The 17,030-nt window shown below is 41.8% G+C and carries 17 protein-coding genes and 1 pseudogene; 7 read left to right on the forward strand and 11 right to left on the reverse strand.

Annotation, left to right across the window (positions count from 1 at the left end):
- The first annotated feature begins 97 nt into the window (after positions 1-97).
- The 3 genes and pseudogenes from LCU_RS04890 (at position 98) to LCU_RS04900 (ending at position 2,395) form a co-directional block, all read left to right on the forward strand.
- On the forward strand, positions 98-985 hold the full coding sequence (locus tag LCU_RS04890) for a Cof-type HAD-IIB family hydrolase (protein WP_054644049.1): 888 nt from the start codon (positions 98-100) through the stop codon (positions 983-985).
- A 6-nt stretch (positions 986-991) separates the two neighbouring features.
- Entirely contained in the window at positions 992-1,507 is a 516-nt protein-coding gene (locus tag LCU_RS04895) for an LURP-one-related/scramblase family protein (RefSeq protein WP_004265205.1), read from the forward strand.
- 160 nt (positions 1,508-1,667) lie between these two features.
- Positions 1,668-2,395 (forward strand): annotated as a pseudogene (locus LCU_RS04900) (DUF554 domain-containing protein).
- A 42-nt stretch (positions 2,396-2,437) separates the two neighbouring features.
- Here the strand turns inward: LCU_RS04900 and LCU_RS04905 are convergent.
- From LCU_RS04905 to LCU_RS04915, 3 genes are all read right to left on the reverse strand, one after another.
- Positions 2,438-3,001 (reverse strand): GNAT family N-acetyltransferase, encoded by a 564-nt coding sequence (locus LCU_RS04905; protein ID WP_004265201.1) that lies wholly within the window; start codon positions 2,999-3,001, stop codon positions 2,438-2,440.
- Positions 3,002-3,063: 62 nt separating this feature from the next.
- Positions 3,064-3,735 carry a beta/alpha barrel domain-containing protein gene (locus tag LCU_RS04910; protein ID WP_004265199.1) on the reverse strand — a complete coding sequence of 224 codons (672 nt, stop codon included), beginning with the start codon at positions 3,733-3,735 and terminating at the stop codon, positions 3,064-3,066.
- A 14-nt stretch (positions 3,736-3,749) separates the two neighbouring features.
- Positions 3,750-5,171: an aminotransferase-like domain-containing protein gene (locus tag LCU_RS04915; RefSeq protein ID WP_056966495.1), complete on the reverse strand. Its 1,422-nt coding sequence runs from the start codon at positions 5,169-5,171 to the stop codon at positions 3,750-3,752.
- A gap of 117 nt (positions 5,172-5,288) precedes the next feature.
- Here LCU_RS04915 and thiD point away from each other — a divergent pair, with 117 nt between their 5' ends.
- From thiD to LCU_RS04930, 3 genes are read left to right on the forward strand one after another with little or no spacing between them, the layout of a single operon-like run.
- Positions 5,289-6,086, forward strand: coding sequence for a bifunctional hydroxymethylpyrimidine kinase/phosphomethylpyrimidine kinase (gene thiD, locus LCU_RS04920; RefSeq protein ID WP_056966493.1), 798 nt, complete (start codon positions 5,289-5,291; stop codon positions 6,084-6,086).
- Positions 6,076-6,579 carry an ECF transporter S component gene (locus tag LCU_RS04925; RefSeq protein ID WP_039099118.1) on the forward strand — a complete coding sequence of 168 codons (504 nt, stop codon included), beginning with the start codon at positions 6,076-6,078 and terminating at the stop codon, positions 6,577-6,579. Before thiD ends, LCU_RS04925 begins: the two co-directional genes overlap by 11 nt.
- A 12-nt stretch (positions 6,580-6,591) precedes the next feature.
- The gene (locus tag LCU_RS04930) at positions 6,592-7,155 is read left to right on the forward strand and encodes a TIGR01440 family protein (protein ID WP_039099117.1); all 564 of its coding nucleotides are present in this window, start codon (positions 6,592-6,594) and stop codon (positions 7,153-7,155) included.
- 46 nt (positions 7,156-7,201) lie between these two features.
- On the opposite strand, the gene glmS is transcribed toward LCU_RS04930, so the two are convergent.
- Positions 7,202-9,016: a glutamine--fructose-6-phosphate transaminase (isomerizing) gene (gene glmS, locus LCU_RS04935; RefSeq protein WP_054644050.1), complete on the reverse strand. Its 1,815-nt coding sequence runs from the start codon at positions 9,014-9,016 to the stop codon at positions 7,202-7,204.
- Between the two features lie 205 nt (positions 9,017-9,221).
- Between glmS and LCU_RS04940 the strand changes: the two genes are divergently transcribed.
- Entirely contained in the window at positions 9,222-9,557 is a 336-nt protein-coding gene (locus LCU_RS04940) for a hypothetical protein (RefSeq protein WP_004265305.1), read from the forward strand.
- Positions 9,558-9,699: 142 nt separating this feature from the next.
- Here LCU_RS04940 and glmM read toward each other — a convergent pair whose 3' ends face one another.
- The 7 genes from glmM to LCU_RS04975 all read right to left on the reverse strand — a co-directional run bounded on the left by glmM (position 9,700) and on the right by LCU_RS04975 (position 16,905).
- The gene (gene glmM, locus LCU_RS04945) at positions 9,700-11,052 is read right to left on the reverse strand and encodes a phosphoglucosamine mutase (RefSeq protein ID WP_004265339.1); all 1,353 of its coding nucleotides are present in this window, start codon (positions 11,050-11,052) and stop codon (positions 9,700-9,702) included.
- 43 nt (positions 11,053-11,095) lie between these two features.
- Complete coding sequence (locus tag LCU_RS04950; RefSeq protein WP_081395394.1) at positions 11,096-12,211, reverse strand: CdaR family protein; 1,116 nt, start codon at positions 12,209-12,211, stop codon at positions 11,096-11,098.
- Positions 12,208-13,047, reverse strand: a complete 840-nt coding sequence (gene cdaA / locus LCU_RS04955) for a diadenylate cyclase CdaA (protein WP_004265257.1) — start codon at positions 13,045-13,047, stop codon at positions 12,208-12,210. Before cdaA ends, LCU_RS04950 begins: the two co-directional genes overlap by 4 nt.
- 70 nt (positions 13,048-13,117) lie before the next feature.
- Positions 13,118-14,185: an ABC transporter substrate-binding protein gene (locus tag LCU_RS04960; RefSeq protein ID WP_004265347.1), complete on the reverse strand. Its 1,068-nt coding sequence runs from the start codon at positions 14,183-14,185 to the stop codon at positions 13,118-13,120.
- Between the two features lies 1 nt (position 14,186).
- Complete coding sequence (locus LCU_RS04965; protein ID WP_056966048.1) at positions 14,187-14,996, reverse strand: ABC transporter permease; 810 nt, start codon at positions 14,994-14,996, stop codon at positions 14,187-14,189.
- Positions 14,993-15,808: an ABC transporter permease gene (locus tag LCU_RS04970; RefSeq protein WP_004265260.1), complete on the reverse strand. Its 816-nt coding sequence runs from the start codon at positions 15,806-15,808 to the stop codon at positions 14,993-14,995. Before LCU_RS04970 ends, LCU_RS04965 begins: the two co-directional genes overlap by 4 nt.
- A gap of 5 nt (positions 15,809-15,813) precedes the next feature.
- Positions 15,814-16,905 carry an ABC transporter ATP-binding protein gene (locus tag LCU_RS04975; RefSeq protein ID WP_004265322.1) on the reverse strand — a complete coding sequence of 364 codons (1,092 nt, stop codon included), beginning with the start codon at positions 16,903-16,905 and terminating at the stop codon, positions 15,814-15,816.
- Positions 16,906-17,030 lie beyond the last annotated feature (125 nt).

Below are 17,030 nucleotides of genomic sequence, written 5' to 3' on the forward strand. Positions count from 1 at the left end.
AGTTTATCGTGTTTTAACATAAGTTGCTAGAAGAAAAGTAGCTTGCATGCTAAGATAGAGGTAAGTTTCTAATAATACGTTTTCAGGAGGAATTCCTTTGATTTCAATTATTGCATCTGATATGGACGGTACCTTATTAAACGACAAAATGCAGGTTTCAGACGGTAACATGACCGCCATTAAAGCTGCCCAAGACGCCGGCATCGAATTCGTGGTGGCTACCGGCCGCAGTCGTTCTGAAGCCCTCCCCCTAATTGACAGTGATGACATCCAACCTACTTTAATTACGATGAATGGTGCCCAAATTTTTGATTCTTTAGGTAATGAAGTTTTGAATGTGCCGATTGATTCCGAAACGGTGACAGCCGTCACAGAAAATTTACGCGAAAATAATATTTACTTCGAACTCATGACGACTGCCGGTAATTATTCAGATAGCAAAGTCAGTCGCATCCAAAATGTCGCTGATTTACTCGTCAACCTCAATCCCGATACGAGTTATAAAATTGCGGTTGCTTTAGCAGCAGCCCGTTTGGAATTAATGAATATTAACTACGTCGATGATCACTATCAAGGGATTATTAACGATCCAACGGTTAAGATTCTTAAAATCATCGCTTTTAGCACACAGGGAATGACCGAATTAGCACCAATTAAGGCATTTTGTGAAGCCCGCGGGGATTTAGTTGTAACTTCCTCTTCAAGTAATAACATCGAAATAAACCACATTGACGCTCAAAAAGGTATCGCTTTGGCCGCCTATGCTGAACAAAGAGGGATTCCAGTTGAGCAAACAATGGCAATTGGTGATAACTTAAACGATTTTTCAATGATCAAAACAGCTGGCATTGGTGTCGCCATGGGCAATGCTGTCCCAACAATTAAGGAACTTGCGAACTATCAAACTGCAACTAACATTCAAGACGGCGTCGCACAAGCGATTTATCACGCGATTGACTTGAATCGTACAGCTGAAAAGAAGTGATCTTTGATGCCTATTTTCTACATTAAACACCAGGCTAGTGCTTCACGTGGTGTCTCAACCGTGATTGACGATCAAGAACAACCGCGTTATTTACTTATTGGAAAGCGTGGGATTCGGCATGACGTATTCAGCCTTTACTCACTCACCGGCGACTTACTCGGTGAAATTCGCCAAGTCACAATTAGCCCCTCACCTGACTTTGACCTTTTCCAAAACGATGAACGGATTGGTCAACTCAAAAAGATCTGGGGCGTCTGGCATGAGTTTATCTATGTCAAACAACTTAATTGGTTAATTATGGGAGATTTAACGCAAAATCAATATCGCATTATCTACCATACACAACCCATCATGCAAGCGACCACCATTCTAGCAAGCAGCGGTCCAGCCTTTCAATTGACTGTCAACCAAGAAAAGGATATCGTCCCCTGTATTTTGATTGCCGCCGTTTTAAATCATTGGGCCTATAACCAACCCAAGGCACTGATTCGGCGTTTTAAGCCTAGTTTGCGATTCGAATAGTCAGTAAAAAAACGACTAATCAAATGATTAGTCGTTTTTTGGTCTAGCTCAAGACTCCCATCGAATATATATAAGCGCTAACATTTAAAATTAAATTGATTCTTTTCTTTTAAATTGGTATGGTTGAATATGCAAACTTAAAATTAAAGGGGTCTTCTCAATGCCAACTGGCGTGATTATTAATTCATTATCCGTCTTATTTGGCGGTCTATTCGGTAGTTTATTGGGAGATAAATTATCAACTAAATTTAAAACAGAACTCACCTTAATCTTCGGTGTTGCTTCGATGGGAATGGGCATCAATGCCATTATTCAAATGAAGAACATGCCTGCAGTCATCTTCGCAGTTGTTCTCGGTACTGGGATTGGCCTACTCATTCACTTCGGTCGCTGGATTGATCGCGGTGCCGTCTTGATGGAACGGCCAATTTCTAAATTTTTCCGCGTAAAAACAATACGCTATCAGATACCGAATTTATTTCAGCACTCGTGACAGTGATTGTCCTCTTTTGTGCCGGTGGGACCGGTATTTATGGGACATTAGATGCTGGTATGACAGGCAACAATACGATTCTAATTTCTAAATCAATTCTAGATTTCTTTACTGCTGCCATCTTTGCCTGCAATCTTGGCCCCGTCGTTTCAACCATTGCGATTCCGCAATTCATTATCTTTTACATCATTTTCTTACTTGCCAAACTCATTTTCCCACTAACGAATCCAACAATGCTTGCAGATTTCAAAGCTTGCGGCGGCCTCTTGATGCTCGCCACTGGCTTTAGAATTGCTAAAATTCGCGAATTTCCAATTGCAGACATGATACCAGCAATGATCTTAGTCATGCCACTGAGCTGGCTATGGACGACAATGATTATGCCATTACTTTAATCTGAAAAGAGCCGACAACAATTGTTGTCGGCTCTTTTCGTGTTAAAGCTGTTTAATCATATGATCATATTGATGATCACCAATCATTAAATCTCCTTGTTTAACAAAACCCATTCGTTCATAAAGTTTTTTAGCGCCAGGATTTTGTAAATCCACACTTAAGCTAATCTTTTTTTCACCACGTGCTTTTAAATAATCTGGTAAGGCCTTAAGTAACTTTGTCCCTACACCATGCCCCTGTGCATGTTCAGCGACGGCAAGTGTATCTAAATACCATTCCCCCGGTTGTGCTTCCTTATCGGTAAAGAAACGCGTTGTCTCAGGTAAGCCGATTTGTGGGAATAACGGTGCTAATGCATCGTCGATATGGGCTTCCTTTTCTTCTGGGAAGCCTACAACAATCCCCAATACTTGGCCGTCTTCTTCATAAACTAGTGTGTTAGCATAACTATACCGATATTCAGGCATTGCAAAGGCCTGTTCTAAAATACCAAATAAATCCTCCAACGGAATCTTTTGGAAGAGTGGCATTTCCATTTCTTCAAAAACAATGTTAATGATTGGTAAGACACTCTTGGCATCTGCAACTGTTGCTTGACGAATCATTCAAAGACCTCCTCTAGTAATCTTTTTATCATACGGAGGATTGCATAGCACGTCAACTGTTATCATGCTAAATCAGACCGGTAGTCGGCCATTTTCTTAGCAAATAACTCACCATTGGTCGGTGGCGTGTACGTCAATGCATTCGCACCCGCTTCAATCGTCGCTAATATACTAGCTTCGTTTTTACCCCCAGTTGCCATAATCGGAATTTCGGGATATTGTTGGCGAATTGCACTAACAATTGCTGGGGTTTTAGCCGCGCCACTAACGTTTAAAATTGAAACTCCAGCTTCAATCTGCGCGGCGTAATCCTGTCGTTCTGACACAACAGTACAAATAATCGGAACGTCAACAACGCGGTTAATCATTTTAATCGTCTCCACCGAGGTCGGTGCGTTAACCACCACGCCAATCGAACCGGCGGCCTCTGCCAATAATCCCATGTACGCGGACCGGCTGCCGGCCGTTAAGCCCCCACCAATCCCATTAAAAACGGGGATCGTCGCCACATTGCTGATGGCATTCATGACAGCTGGGTGTGGTGTAAATGGATAAACTGCCAAAACAGCGTCAGCATTTGTATTATTCACAATCGCAACATCGGTGGTAAAAATAATTGTTTTAATCTTCTTACCGAGGATCTTAATCCCCCCAACTTGTCGCGCCACAGCAGGTGGTCCGACAACACTGGTTTTTAATGGTGTATAAATCTCTGGTACGAATTGCTCTGTCATCCGAATCCCCCTCTTTATTCTGTTGCTTTAATAATGGCTACTAATCGTTGTTCTAGCACGACCAAATCAATTGCATTTAATCGCGCAAAATTGATGCGCAACGCATCTGTTTTAAGCCCAAATAATGATCCTGGTGCGACAGCAAGCTGATGATCAATAAAGGTTTTTAAGCGTAATTTATGGTTCGGATGGGTCACCCAAATATAATAACCTCCCGCTGGTAAGTAAACGTGCCAATCGGGTAATACCCTTTCAAGCATCTTATAGGTTGCTTGTGCACGTTCTTGAAGCGTCCCCTTAAGTTGATCCAACTGCGTTTGAAATTGCGGATCCCCCATCGCTAAGGTCACCATGACTTGCGCCATAATGCTTGGCACTAAATCCATTTCATGTTGCACGCGGGTCAACTGTTCGATGACTTGCGGAGTAGCAGCTACCCACCCGATTCGGCTACTAGCCCCCATAATTTTGGACAACGAACTAATATAAATAACATTATCCGGATCAAGTTGCTTTAACGTTGGGATTGGCCTAGTCGTATCAAATCCTAACCAACCAAAGACATCATCTTCTACGATTGGTATTTGATGCATCTGGCATAAATGAACAACTGCTTTTCTTTTTTGAAAACTCATTACGTGCCCCGTTGGATTTTGATAATCTGGATTGAGAATAACCAACTTAACACGGTGCTTAATGATTAGCTCTTCTAAAGCAGTCAAATAAATCCCATCAGCATCAACTGAAGCTTCATAGACACGGACACCCGTCGCTTCAAACAAAGTTGAGTCATGAAAAAAGGAGGGTGATTCAATTGCAACAGCATCACCTGGCGTCAATAAACCCTGTAATATTAAAAAGAGTGATTGTTGCACACCGGCAGTCATTAATAACTGCTCTTCGGTAAAAAATAGCCGTTTATTGTGTTGATCCAATTGATTAATTGCCGTAATAAGTGGTTGATAGCCTCGTGGTGTCTCTAATGCTTGTGCAGTAATAAAATCTTGCCACGTCAATGCAGGAAATTGAAATTGTGGGACTAATTCTAATGGTAAGTCACTTGAATAAACATCAATTAACTTTTCAGGTTTTCGTCTAATCAGTTGTTGTAATTGGCGCCGTTCATTTTGACTTTGTGACTGACGTTGGCTGATCAAATAAGTATGCCAATTGACCCGCCTTGCCTGTGGTCGCGCTTGCTGGCTGACAAACGTCCCGCTACCAACGCGACGTTCAATCACGCCATCTGCAACCAATTCATCAGACGCACGTGTCACCGTTGAACGATTGACACTCAATAATTTAGCTAACTGACGCTCTGGCGGTAATTGGTCACCTGAACTTAATTGTCCTTTATCTATCAAGCTAATAATCATTTTTTTAATTGCCATATACTTTGGCTTTTGTTCAGGTAAATATTGTAACCATTCAATCATTTTTAACACCTCTTATTTAGTTTACAAATTGGATGGTAAAAAAACAAGCCAATTGGCTGTTGTTGAACATTCTATTCTTCTCTATGATAGTTAAGAATAGAATTTTGGAGGACAACTATGCAAAACATTCTAACCATTGCCGGCTCTGATACTCTGGGTGGTGGTGGCATCCAGGCCGATTTAAAAACGTTCGAAGCCTTAGAAACGTTTGGGGTCAGTGCCTTAACTTGCATCGCTACATTGCTACCAGACGGTCACTTGAAAATCCACAACTTACCTGAGGATACCATTTTGGACCAGCTTGATGCCATTTTAAACTACGTGCCACTAACGCACGTTAAAATTGGTTTGGTTCATCAAACGGAAACTTTAAAAGCCATCTGTGAGCGACTACGACAGCATCCTGAATTAACCATCATCGCTGACCCGGTCCTCGTCTTTAAAGAAGGCGCCATTCTTGCGCAGCAAGCGTACCTCGACACGTTAAAAAAAGAACTACTGCCTTTGACGAGCGTTGTCACCCCAAACTTGTTGGAGGCCCAACAACTCAGTGGTCTTTCGTCAATTACCACGCGTGAGGAAATGGTCGAAGCTGCTACAATTATCCAATCATTTGGCCCCAAGCACGTCATTATCAAAGGTGGTCAACGATTCCCTGGTGAGCAGGCCGTTGATTTATTAAAATCGGGCGCAACAACTCATTATTTAGAAGCTCCACGATTGGAAACAACTACCATTGATGGCGCCGGTTGTACGCTTTCGGCAGCGATTGCGGCGGAATTAGCACAAGGAAAATCGATTGAAGTTGCCGTGGCACGCGCAAAGAAATTTGTTTATGCCGGTTTAAAAGATGGTATTCATCTACGCCATGGCCTGGGGAATGTCTGGCAGGGGGCTACTAAACGTGCACTTTAATAAACGTCAATTACCATTACTCGCGATGCTCACCGCATTGACCGTGGCACTCTCTTTGTTAATCATCATCCCGATTCCGGCGACGAAGGGCTTTGTGACGCTCTGTGAGGTCGGTATTTATACAACGGCGATCATGCTGCGAAATCCTGGCGGACTCACTGTCGGAGCCCTGAGTGGCCTATTAATCGATCTATTATCTGGTTACCCTGAGTGGTGTCTCTTCTCACTCATCATTCATGGGGGGCAAGGCTTCGTTGTAGGTCACCTGACTCGTAATGATTCAATGCGACCAAAGCAGCTGATTATCCCCCTCATTTGCGGTAGTATCGTCATGGTTGCCGGTTACTTTTTAGCTACCAGTTTACTTTTCGGCTGGGCTGCCGGAATCGCTTCGATTTTCAGTAATATTGTTCAAAATGGACTTGGTATCGTGGTTACCATCCCGTTAGTCACTAGTTTATCCCGTATTCGACCACAATTATTTAACCACTAGGAGATTTTTTAAATGACAAACGAATTACAATTAAACCAAATTCAACAAGACTTAACAAAGATGACTCAGGATGTTCTAAACGAAGCACACTTAGGAAATGGTGATTTGTTCGTCCTCGGGTGTTCAACGAGTGAAGTCGTCGGTGGTCATATCGGTAAGGCTTCTAGCAAAGAAGTCGGTGAAGTCATCATCGCAACACTTCGTGGCATTCTCAATCCATTGGGGATTCATTTAGCCGTGCAAGGCTGTGAACATATTAACCGTAGTTTGGTGATTGAACGTCAGGTTGCCCGCGCACACGACTTTGAAATTGTCTCAGTTGTTCCTGCTATGCACGCTGGAGGCGCCTGCTCCGTCGCTGCATTTGAACAATTCAGTGATCCGGTTGAAGTTGAACATATCGTTGCACAAGCTGGATTAGATATCGGTGATACGGCGATTGGGATGCACGTGAAATTCGTTCAAGTCCCTGTCCGCCCAACCCTTGATACATTGGGTAGTGCACATGTCACAGCTTTACGGTCACGACCAAAATACGTTGGCGGTCCTCGAGCAACATATGCACCAACTCATTAAACGCAAAAAAAGCCTCGTTCTTTGAACGAGGCTTTTTGAATATTATTTATTCAACCGTGACACTCTTAGCTAGGTTTCTTGGCTGATCTACATCATACCCTCTATGCAAACTTGCATAGTAAGCAATTAATTGACCAGGAATGATCCCCAATAATGGTGTCAATAAGTCGTTTACGGTTGGTAAAATGATCTGATCATCTGCTTCAGCAGATTCTTCGCTGACAATCGTCAAGGCTTTTGCCCCACGCGCAGTCACTTCTTGTAAGTTACCACGCGTGTGCGCAATCGTTTTAGCATCCATTAAGAATGCAATAACGGGTGTCCCCTCTTCAATCAAAGCGATGGTGCCATGTTTTAATTCGCCGGCTGCAAATCCTTCAGCTTGGATGTATGAAATTTCTTTTAACTTCAAAGCAGCTTCTAAACTCAAGGCGTAATCTTCACCACGACCAATATAAAAGGCATTGCGTGTTGTTTGTAAGTAATCAGTCGTCAAGGTTTCAATCTGTTCTTTTTCGCTCAATAAAGCTTCCATGCCAGCAGCGACTAAGCCTAATTCATGATGTACATCGAATTGTTCTGCTAGCACCAGTTGATTGTGGCGTCCGAGTGCAACAGCTAAGAATAATTCAACTGCAATTTGTGCAGTGTAGGCTTTCGTTGAAGCAACCGCAATTTCGGGGCCTGCATGCAATAATAATGTATAATCAGCTTCCCGTGAAAGTGTTGACCCTTGGCTGTTAGTGATGGTTAAGCTTGGATAATGCAAGGCATTAGTTTGTACCAACACTTGGCGACTATCAGCAGTTTCGCCACTTTGTGTTAAAAAGATAAAGAATGGCTTTTCAGATAATAGCGGCATGTGATAGCCGAATTCACTAGCAACATGTACTTCGACAGGCTTGTGCGTTAATGTTTCAAACAAGGTCTTCCCGATTAAACCGGCATGATAACTTGTCCCAGCCGCCACGATGTAGAGGCGATCTGCATCATTCATTGCACTGAGTAACGCTGAGTCGATTTTAAGCTCTCCATCAACAGCAACGTATTCGTTCAATAAACGCCGCATAACAGCTGGTTGTTCGTCGATTTCTTTTAACATGTAGTGTGGGTATGTGCCCTTGCCCACTGCATCAGCATCCATTTCAACATGGTAGCTTTCGCGGTGAATAAAAGTGCCGTCTAAATCTTCAATTTGAACACTTTGTTTCGTGAGTGTCACCATTTCACGATCATGGATTTCAATAAAATCTTTTGTTTCATTCAACATCGCTAATGCATCCGAGCACACAACGTTAAAGCCATCACCTACACCGATTAACAATGGCGATTTATTCTTAGCAACGTATAAGGTGTCAGGATCATCACGATCGACCATGACAAATGCGTATGAGCCTTCAATCAACGTTAAAGCCTTCCGGAAGGCTTCCTTAGCTGATAATTGTTCTGTCTTAGCAAGGTAAGCAATCAACTGAACAGCGACTTCCGTATCGGTTTGACTGACAAAATGGACATCCTCCAAGTATGTTTCTTTTAAAGCTAAATAGTTAGTTAACACGCCGTTGTGAACCAAGTAAAAACGACCATCTTCAGAAACATGCGGATGCGCATTATCACGACTCGCAACACCATGCGTTGCCCAACGCGTATGACCAACACCGATTGTTCCTTGTACTTCAGGCCCAACCGCTGCTTCTAGAACGCTAATTTTACCGGGTTCTTTAACTAAGTAGTCATGCCCAGTTTTGCTGTTCACGTAAATGCCCGCTGAATCGTAACCACGATACGCCAACTTCTCTAATCCGTTTAATAAAATTTCAGTTGTCTTTTCATTGCCAATTACGCCTACGATTCCACACATTATAAAAATCCTCTTTTCAACTTTGGTTTAATATTCTTTAATCAATTGGTACAACACTTAAATATAATAGCACCAACGATTTTAATGTCAACATTTTTATTGGTATATATAAATTTATAATTTTGGTATAGTCCAAATATTTTCCGCTATCTAGCGCTTTTATGCTATACTAAGACCAGTCAATTTTAGAAAAGGAGTTTCTGTAATGAAAAAGAGCATCTTGTTAATTCGAAGTATTTCTCTTCTTGGCCTATTAGTCGGACTGAGCTTTATCGTCGTTGCACCTAAAACAATCGCCTTACATATTGCCGCCAATAACATTGTCGATTCAACCGGTAGTAAATACATGCTACTATTAGAACCCGCTTTATTAATCATCGTGAATGAAGTCAGTGTTTTCAATCTCAAACGTTACCGAAAAAATTATCATTTGACTGATGCACCTATCATACTTGTCAAAGAATGGTATCTGATATCCGCTGCTGTTGTCTTATTGGTTGTCTTTGGTTTTCTGATGTACGAACAAGTGACATTGCGTTAGAAGAATGTGCTCTTAAATAAAATTGCACCAAAAAAGCCCGTCAACACAATGTTGACGGGCTTTTTTAGTTTGATTCAAGTGAGAACGTGCTTTTCAAGCTAGTGCTCAAAAGTTGACCAACTCGCGTCAGCACTCCCTTTAATTATGCGCCAATTTCAGCTTTAACAACCGCTGCGATTTGATCAGCATATTGATTTACTTTTTCTTCTGTTGCAGCTTCACACATTACTCGTAGCAATGGTTCTGTCCCACTTGGACGAACCAAGACGCGGCCATCACCATTCATTTCTTTTTCAACGGTATCAATGGCAGCTTGGATCTTGTCATTTGTTAACCAAGCATCCTTGTCCTTAACTGTTAAGTTAACGAGTTTTTGTGGGTAAGTTTGAACAGGGGCTGCTAATTCAGATAACTTCTTACCAGTTTGTTTCATGACGTTTAAGAGTTGAATCCCGGTTAACATCCCATCACCTGTATTGTGGTAATCAAAGATGATGATGTGTCCTGATTGTTCGCCACCAAGGTTATAGCCTTTTTCACGCATTTCTTCAACGACGTGACGATCCCCAACGTCTGTTTGGACTGATTGCATGTTGTTGGCTTCAATCGCTTTATACAAGCCGATATTACTCATAACAGTTGTGACAATCGTATCTTGTTTTAAACGACCCTTATCAGATAAATATTGACCGAGAATGAACATAATCTTGTCCCCATCAATAATATTACCTAATTCGTCAACTGCGATACACCGATCCCCGTCACCATCAAATGCTAGTCCAACTTGCGCGCCTGTTTCAAGCACTCTTTTAGCAACATTTTCTGGGTGTGTTGAACCGACACCATCGTTGATATTCAAACCATCTGGATGGGTTGCCGTTGTTGTAAATTCTGTTTCTAGATCAGCAAATACGCGGCTAATTAAACCACTGGTTGAACCGTTTGCGCCATCCAGTGCCACTTTAATCCCAGCTAAATCATCAGGAATCGTGTGTTCTAAGAATTGGGTATACTTCAAAGCACCTTCTGGATATTCTTCCACCGTCCCCAGACCAGCGCCTTCTGGACGTGGTAAAGTATCTTCTTCGGCATCAATAATTGCTTCAATTTCTTCTTCAGTTGCGTCTGGTAATTTGTAACCATCTGCGCCGAAGAATTTAATCCCATTATAGATAGCGGGGTTATGTGAGGCTGAAATCATAATGCCGGCACTTGCTTCTTGAACCTTAATTAAATAGGCAACCGCAGGTGTTGTCACCACGCCTAATGATAAGACTTCAATCCCAACTGATAATAAGCCGGAAATCAAAGATTGTTCTAACATTTGGCCTGAAATACGTGTGTCACGAGCCACCAAAACCTTTGGCCGTTGATCCTTATCAGCGTGCTTGGTCAAAACGTAACCACCCGCACGTCCTAATTTAAAAGCCATTTCTGGGCTTAATTCTAAGTTGGCAACGCCACGTACACCATCAGTTCCAAAATACTTTGTCATATTTAATTATCTCCATTCATCCTGCTAAAATCTTTAGCGTTGATTATTGATTTACATCGGTATTTGCTTTACTACTTTCACTTGAGCTTGATTGACTACTTGATTGGCTGTTACTTGAACTTGACTCAACGGGCGCACTACTTGATGTTTGTGCCGTACTTTCAGACGGCGCTTCAACAGTATTAGTAGCACTCGTATTGGTCGTATCTGGAGTCACCGTAATTGTCACCTTAATGGCACTTGGCGTACTCTCATAAATGTTGTGTGGTAAAGCCACTTTAACCGTCTTTGAAGTTGAACTCGTGATTGACGATAAATCGACACTCACTGGTAACGACGTCAACTTGGCTAAAGCTGTTTGACGACCATACACGGTCACTGAATCAGTTGTTGATGACAGACTGTAGCTGTAGCCACTTTTTTCACCGGTCTTTTCCAAACTAATCGGGAGTGTTTTCTTACTCATTTGAACCAATATCTTAACGTTAACGGTTTGTGGTGAAATTAAAACATTTAACGCTTTCCCATTGCGATCAACAGCTTGCAACAAGACTTCTTCATTGATGTCTTTTTTGGTGCCTTCATCGGGATCAACAGTGGCTACTACTTGCGACACAGCATTCACTGCTGATTTTGCACCACTGACTTCAACCACGTCTTGACTTAGTTTTGGATTTCCTAGACTATACCCGGCCGCTAAGTTTTCTTTCTTAACATTGACCTGCACAGGGAATTGCTTTGTCACTTTGTGCTCAATGTGGACCTTAATTTCTTTAGGTTCAATCGTGACTTTGATATCTTTATTAATCCCCGTCTGTTTTAACTTGACGGTGTGATCACCAGGACCCAGCTTCGTTAAATCGCCAATCACGCGGAAATTTAATGTGTTAACTGCTGATGTGACTAGCGCATTCGGCCCGGATAATTTCACTTTGACCTTTTGTGGATAGCCGGTAATGAAATACCGATCAGTATCCGCATTAATCTGGAGCGGCACTTTTACGGTTTCCGTGCGGGTTGCTAGCATCTGTGTATCATTGTTATTCGTCTGGCGCGTCGTGTTAATTTCATCCAAATTGACATAACCAAACAGTAACAACGCTAGAAATAACGCTAAAATTCGATAGAGCCATGGGCCTTCAACAAACTTTTTCATCATTTCTGGCCTCCTTTTTTGAAGCCATCAACAAATTCTTGTAAGAGACTCGTTTTGTTTTCCTCTTGGGTAATCAAATGCGAGTTGAAGTACTTCATATAATCATCACGGCTTAAATCACGCATTAACTCGTTATTGCGCGTTAATGTGACACCACCGGTTTCTTCAGAAACAACAATCGTCAAAGCATCCGTTACTTCACTAATCCCAACGGCTGCCCGATGTCTGGTCCCTAATTCTTTGGGAATTAAATTACTCTCTGAAAGTGGTAGATAAGCGGCCGCAACGGCAATCTTATCATCGCGAATTATGACCGCCCCATCATGCAATGGTGTATTCGGGATAAAGATGTTAATTAATAACTCCCCCGTCACATCCGCATCCAAATCAATCCCAGTTTCGATATAATCTTCCAAACCGGTATTCATTTGAATTGTAATCAGCGCCCCGATACGCCGTTTCGACATATACTGAATCGACTTATCGAGGGCTTTAATTAAATTATTTTCTTGTTCAATTTTGGGATTAACGCCGCGTCGTAGTAGCGATCCACGTCCGATATGTTCCAAACCACGTCTAATTTCGGGTTGAAAAATAACGATCAACGCAATCACAATCCAGCTGATAAATTGATCCATAATGTACGAAACAGTTCGTAGACCAATGTACCAACTGATAACCTTAATCAGCGCAATGACTATAATGCCTTTAAACAATTGGACGGCTTTGGTACCGCGAATCAACATGATTAATTTATACACAAAATACCAGACAACGATGATGTCTAGCACATTTGCGAGCATCCGCCACGTTAATAACTGTGACCATTCAAATGACATAGGTAACCTCCATCCAAAAAAATTCTGTATCTATTATACCATGAACCATTTCAATCTGCTCATTGTACTTTTAATGTTGCATTTTAAACTCTAAAAATAAATCATTATAACGGCCAACCGCAGTTGGTGATAAATCACTATAAACTTGCAAGCGATCGATCACCTTTTGACTTGGATAATAGCCTGGGTTATTCCGTGTTGCTGCTGGCAAGAGTGCTTTGGCCGGTATATTGGGCGTTGAATAACCAATATATTCAGCATTTTGAGCCGCGTTTTTGGGCTCTAACATAAAGTTTAAGAAGGCATAGGCCGCCTTTTCATGTTTTGCCGTCTTGGGAATCACTAGATTATCAAACCATAGATTGCTGCCCTCTTCTGGAATTACATAGTGCAAATGGGGATTATTATCCAACATCTCGGCAGCTTCACCGGACCAAGTCACAGCAACACTCGCTTCATTTTGAACCATATACATCTTAATTTCGTCAGCTACAATCGCTTTGACATTTGGTGCCATCTGATCAAGCTTGTCCTTAGCCGCCTTTAAAACCGCCGGATTCGTGCTATTGACTGACTGGCCATTTTCGATCAAGCCCACGGCCATCATATCCCGAGCACTATCGACTACCATAATTTGGCCGCGATAATCTGGTGACCATAGATCTGACCAATGTGTCAGTGGTTTTTTAACCAATTGATCGTTGTAGATAATCCCGAGTGTGCCCCAGAAATAAGGCAATGAATACTTATTCCCAGGATCAAATGATTGATTCAAAAAATCCTTGCCAATATTTTGATAGCCGGTTAAGCGACGATGATCAATCGGTTTAAGTAAGTGTGCTTTGCGCATCTTTTCAATCATGTACTCACTTGGCACCGCTAAATCGTAAGCAGTCCCACCCTGCTTAATCTTCGTGTACATCGCTTCGTTGCTATCAAACGTCTCAACCGAAACGTGATAACCAGTTTGCTTTTCAAACTTTTTAATAAGTGCTGGGTCGATATAATCGCCCCAGTTATATAATGTTAATGTATTATTTTTCGTATAACCTTGTGATTTTTGTAATTCAACCGTCCCAAACCAAAGGGCTGCACAGACCACTAAAATCGCTAAAGTGATGCGTCCTAATTTATTCATTTTAAGCCCCCGCTTTCCGTTTACGCCGTGCTTTTTGGGCTTGGCTTCTTTGATTCAATAAATAGTAGCCGGCCACAAGGATTAAGGAGAAGACAAACATCAAGGCAGATAATGCGTTGATTTCTAGACTAATTCCTTGACGCGCTCTGGAGTAAATTTCAACGGAGAGCGTTTCAAACCCGTTCCCAGTGACAAAGAAGGTCACAGCAAAATCATCTAGCGAATAGGTGAACGCCATGAAAAAGCCTGCAAAAATGCCGGAACTAATGTACGGTAAAATAACTTTACTCAGGACTTGCCAGTCAGTCGCACCTAAATCACGTGCCGCATCAACTAATGCTGGCCGCATTTCATTTAACTTCGGCAAAACCATCAAGACAACAATCGGAATTGAAAAAGCGATATGGCTCAGTAAAACTGAACCAAAGCCCAAACCAAAACCTAAGAACGTGAAGAAAATTAAAAAACTTGCCCCGATAATGACATCGGGTGAAACCATTAAAATATTGTTCAGCGATAAAATCATATTGCGCACACGCCGTTGCTTCGTTGAATAAATCCCTAACGCCCCAAACGTCCCCACAATCGTCGCACATAAAGATGATAGAATCGCGATTAATAACGTTTGTAACACAATTTCAATCATCCGAGTATCTTCAAACAAGGCCTGATAATTTGCCCAGGTAAATGCCTTGAAGCCATTCATATTATCCCCACTGCTAAATGAATAGAAAATCAAATAGAAAATCGGTGCGTACAATAAGACAGAGACAAGCACTAACCAAACGTTTTGCCATTTCATTTTTTTCATTTGTTAGTCACCTTCTTCTTTGCTTTTTGCTCCCCGGTTACCAGCATGATTAAGCCCATGGCGACGATTAAGACCACCCCGATGGTCGAGCCCATTCCCCAGTTCATTGTTGTGAGGAAGTGTTCTTCAATCGCAGTCCCCAGCGTAATCACGCGGTTACCCCCGATTAGACGCGTCAACATGAATAAGGATAACGATGGAATAAAGATGGCCTGTATCCCGGCTTTAACCCCAGCCATTGTTAACGGTAAGATGACTTTCGTAAAGGTTTGCCAATTACTTGCGCCAAGATCACGACTTGCATTGACCAATGATGGATTCAATTCTTCTAAACTATTAAATATCGGCAAAATCATAAACGGAATTTCAATATAGGTCGCCACCACTAAGAAACTGAAATTCGTAAATAAAATCTGTTGTGGCCCAATCCCGAACCACCCCAAAAAATGATTAATGGCACCATCTTGACTAAAAATCCCGATAAACGCATAAGCTTTCAGTAATAAGTTAATCCATGTCGGTAAAATAATTAATAATAGCCAAAGTTGTTTATGTTTCGTTTGATGAAGCCAATACGCCGTCGGATAACTGATTAATAGCGTAATCAGCGTAATTAAAAAGGCGTACCATAACGAATTTAATGTCATCTTCAAGTAAGTGCCTGACTGGAAATAGGTCGTGTAGTTGACCAATGTCGCATGCCCATTGATATCAAAGAAGGACTGGTACACAATCAATGCGACTGGTGCGAGGACGAACAAAATTAGCCAGAGGGCATATGGTAAGTAATATAACCATTGTTTTTTACGCAATTGCCTTAGTCCTCCTCTTCGTAACTTTCAAGTCGTGCATCGAAATCTTCTTCTGATTCCCCAAAACGCATGATGTGCACGTCTTCTGGTTCAAAGAATAAGCCGACTCGTTGACCATCTTTAGCTGGGTTAGTTGAATGAATCAACCACCGGTTTTGATCCGCATCATAGGCCGTAATTTCATAATAGTCACCACGAAATAGCTGCGTATCAACCGTTACCACTAATTGGCCTTGGTCAACGGCAACAATGTCTAGATCTTCAGGACGAAGCACCACTTCAACTGCTTCGTTGACCCGCATCCCGGCATCGGCACATTCGAACTGCTTGCCGACCATTTCAACTTGATAATCAGCAACCATTTTACCTGGCAGAATGTTACTTTCCCCGATAAAATCGGCTACGAAATGGTTGATCGGTTCGTCATAAATGTCGACAGGTGTCCCACTTTGCAACACGCGCCCTTCGTTCATAACAAAAATTTCATCACTCATCGCTAAGGCTTCTTCTTGATCATGCGTTACAAATAAGAACGTAATCCCTAATCGTTGTTGTAAATCGCGTAGTTCATATTGCATATCTTTTCGTAATTTCATATCGAGTGCTGATAGAGGTTCATCTAGTAGCAAGACTTTTGGTTCATTGGCCAAAGCGCGCGCAATCGCTACTCGTTGTTGTTGCCCACCTGATAACTCACTAATTTCGCGATTCTCATATCCGGCAAGGCGCACCAATTTAAGGGCTTCAATCACTTTTTCTTTAATCGCTGCTTTTTTAACTTTACGTAGATTTAACCCAAATGCAACATTCTCAAAGACATTTAGATGGGGAAACAAGGCATAATCTTGAAAAACCGTATTGACTTGGCGCTTATTGGCCGGTAAATCGTTCATCTTCTGCCCTTCAAATAAAACATCCCCGGCAGACGCATTGGTAAATCCGGCGATAATTCTTAAAATAGTTGTCTTACCACAGCCAGACGGCCCAAGTAAGGTATAAAACTTACCTTTTTCCAACGCAATGTCGATGCCCTTTAAAATTTGGACATCGTCGTATTCTTTAATGACATTTTTAAATTCCACCATTGGTTGTTGCATCTTCTTCTTCGTCCCCTTTATCTTTAGCACTCTCAGACTCGTTATTAGTTGACTAATATCCTATTAATTATACCGTTTCCGAGACGCAATGCCAATTCAAAGCGAACATTGTTGTATAATGAAGT

Source organism: Latilactobacillus curvatus JCM 1096 = DSM 20019, from assembly GCF_004101845.1.
GTDB classification, from domain to species: Bacteria; Bacillota; Bacilli; order Lactobacillales; family Lactobacillaceae; genus Latilactobacillus; species Latilactobacillus curvatus.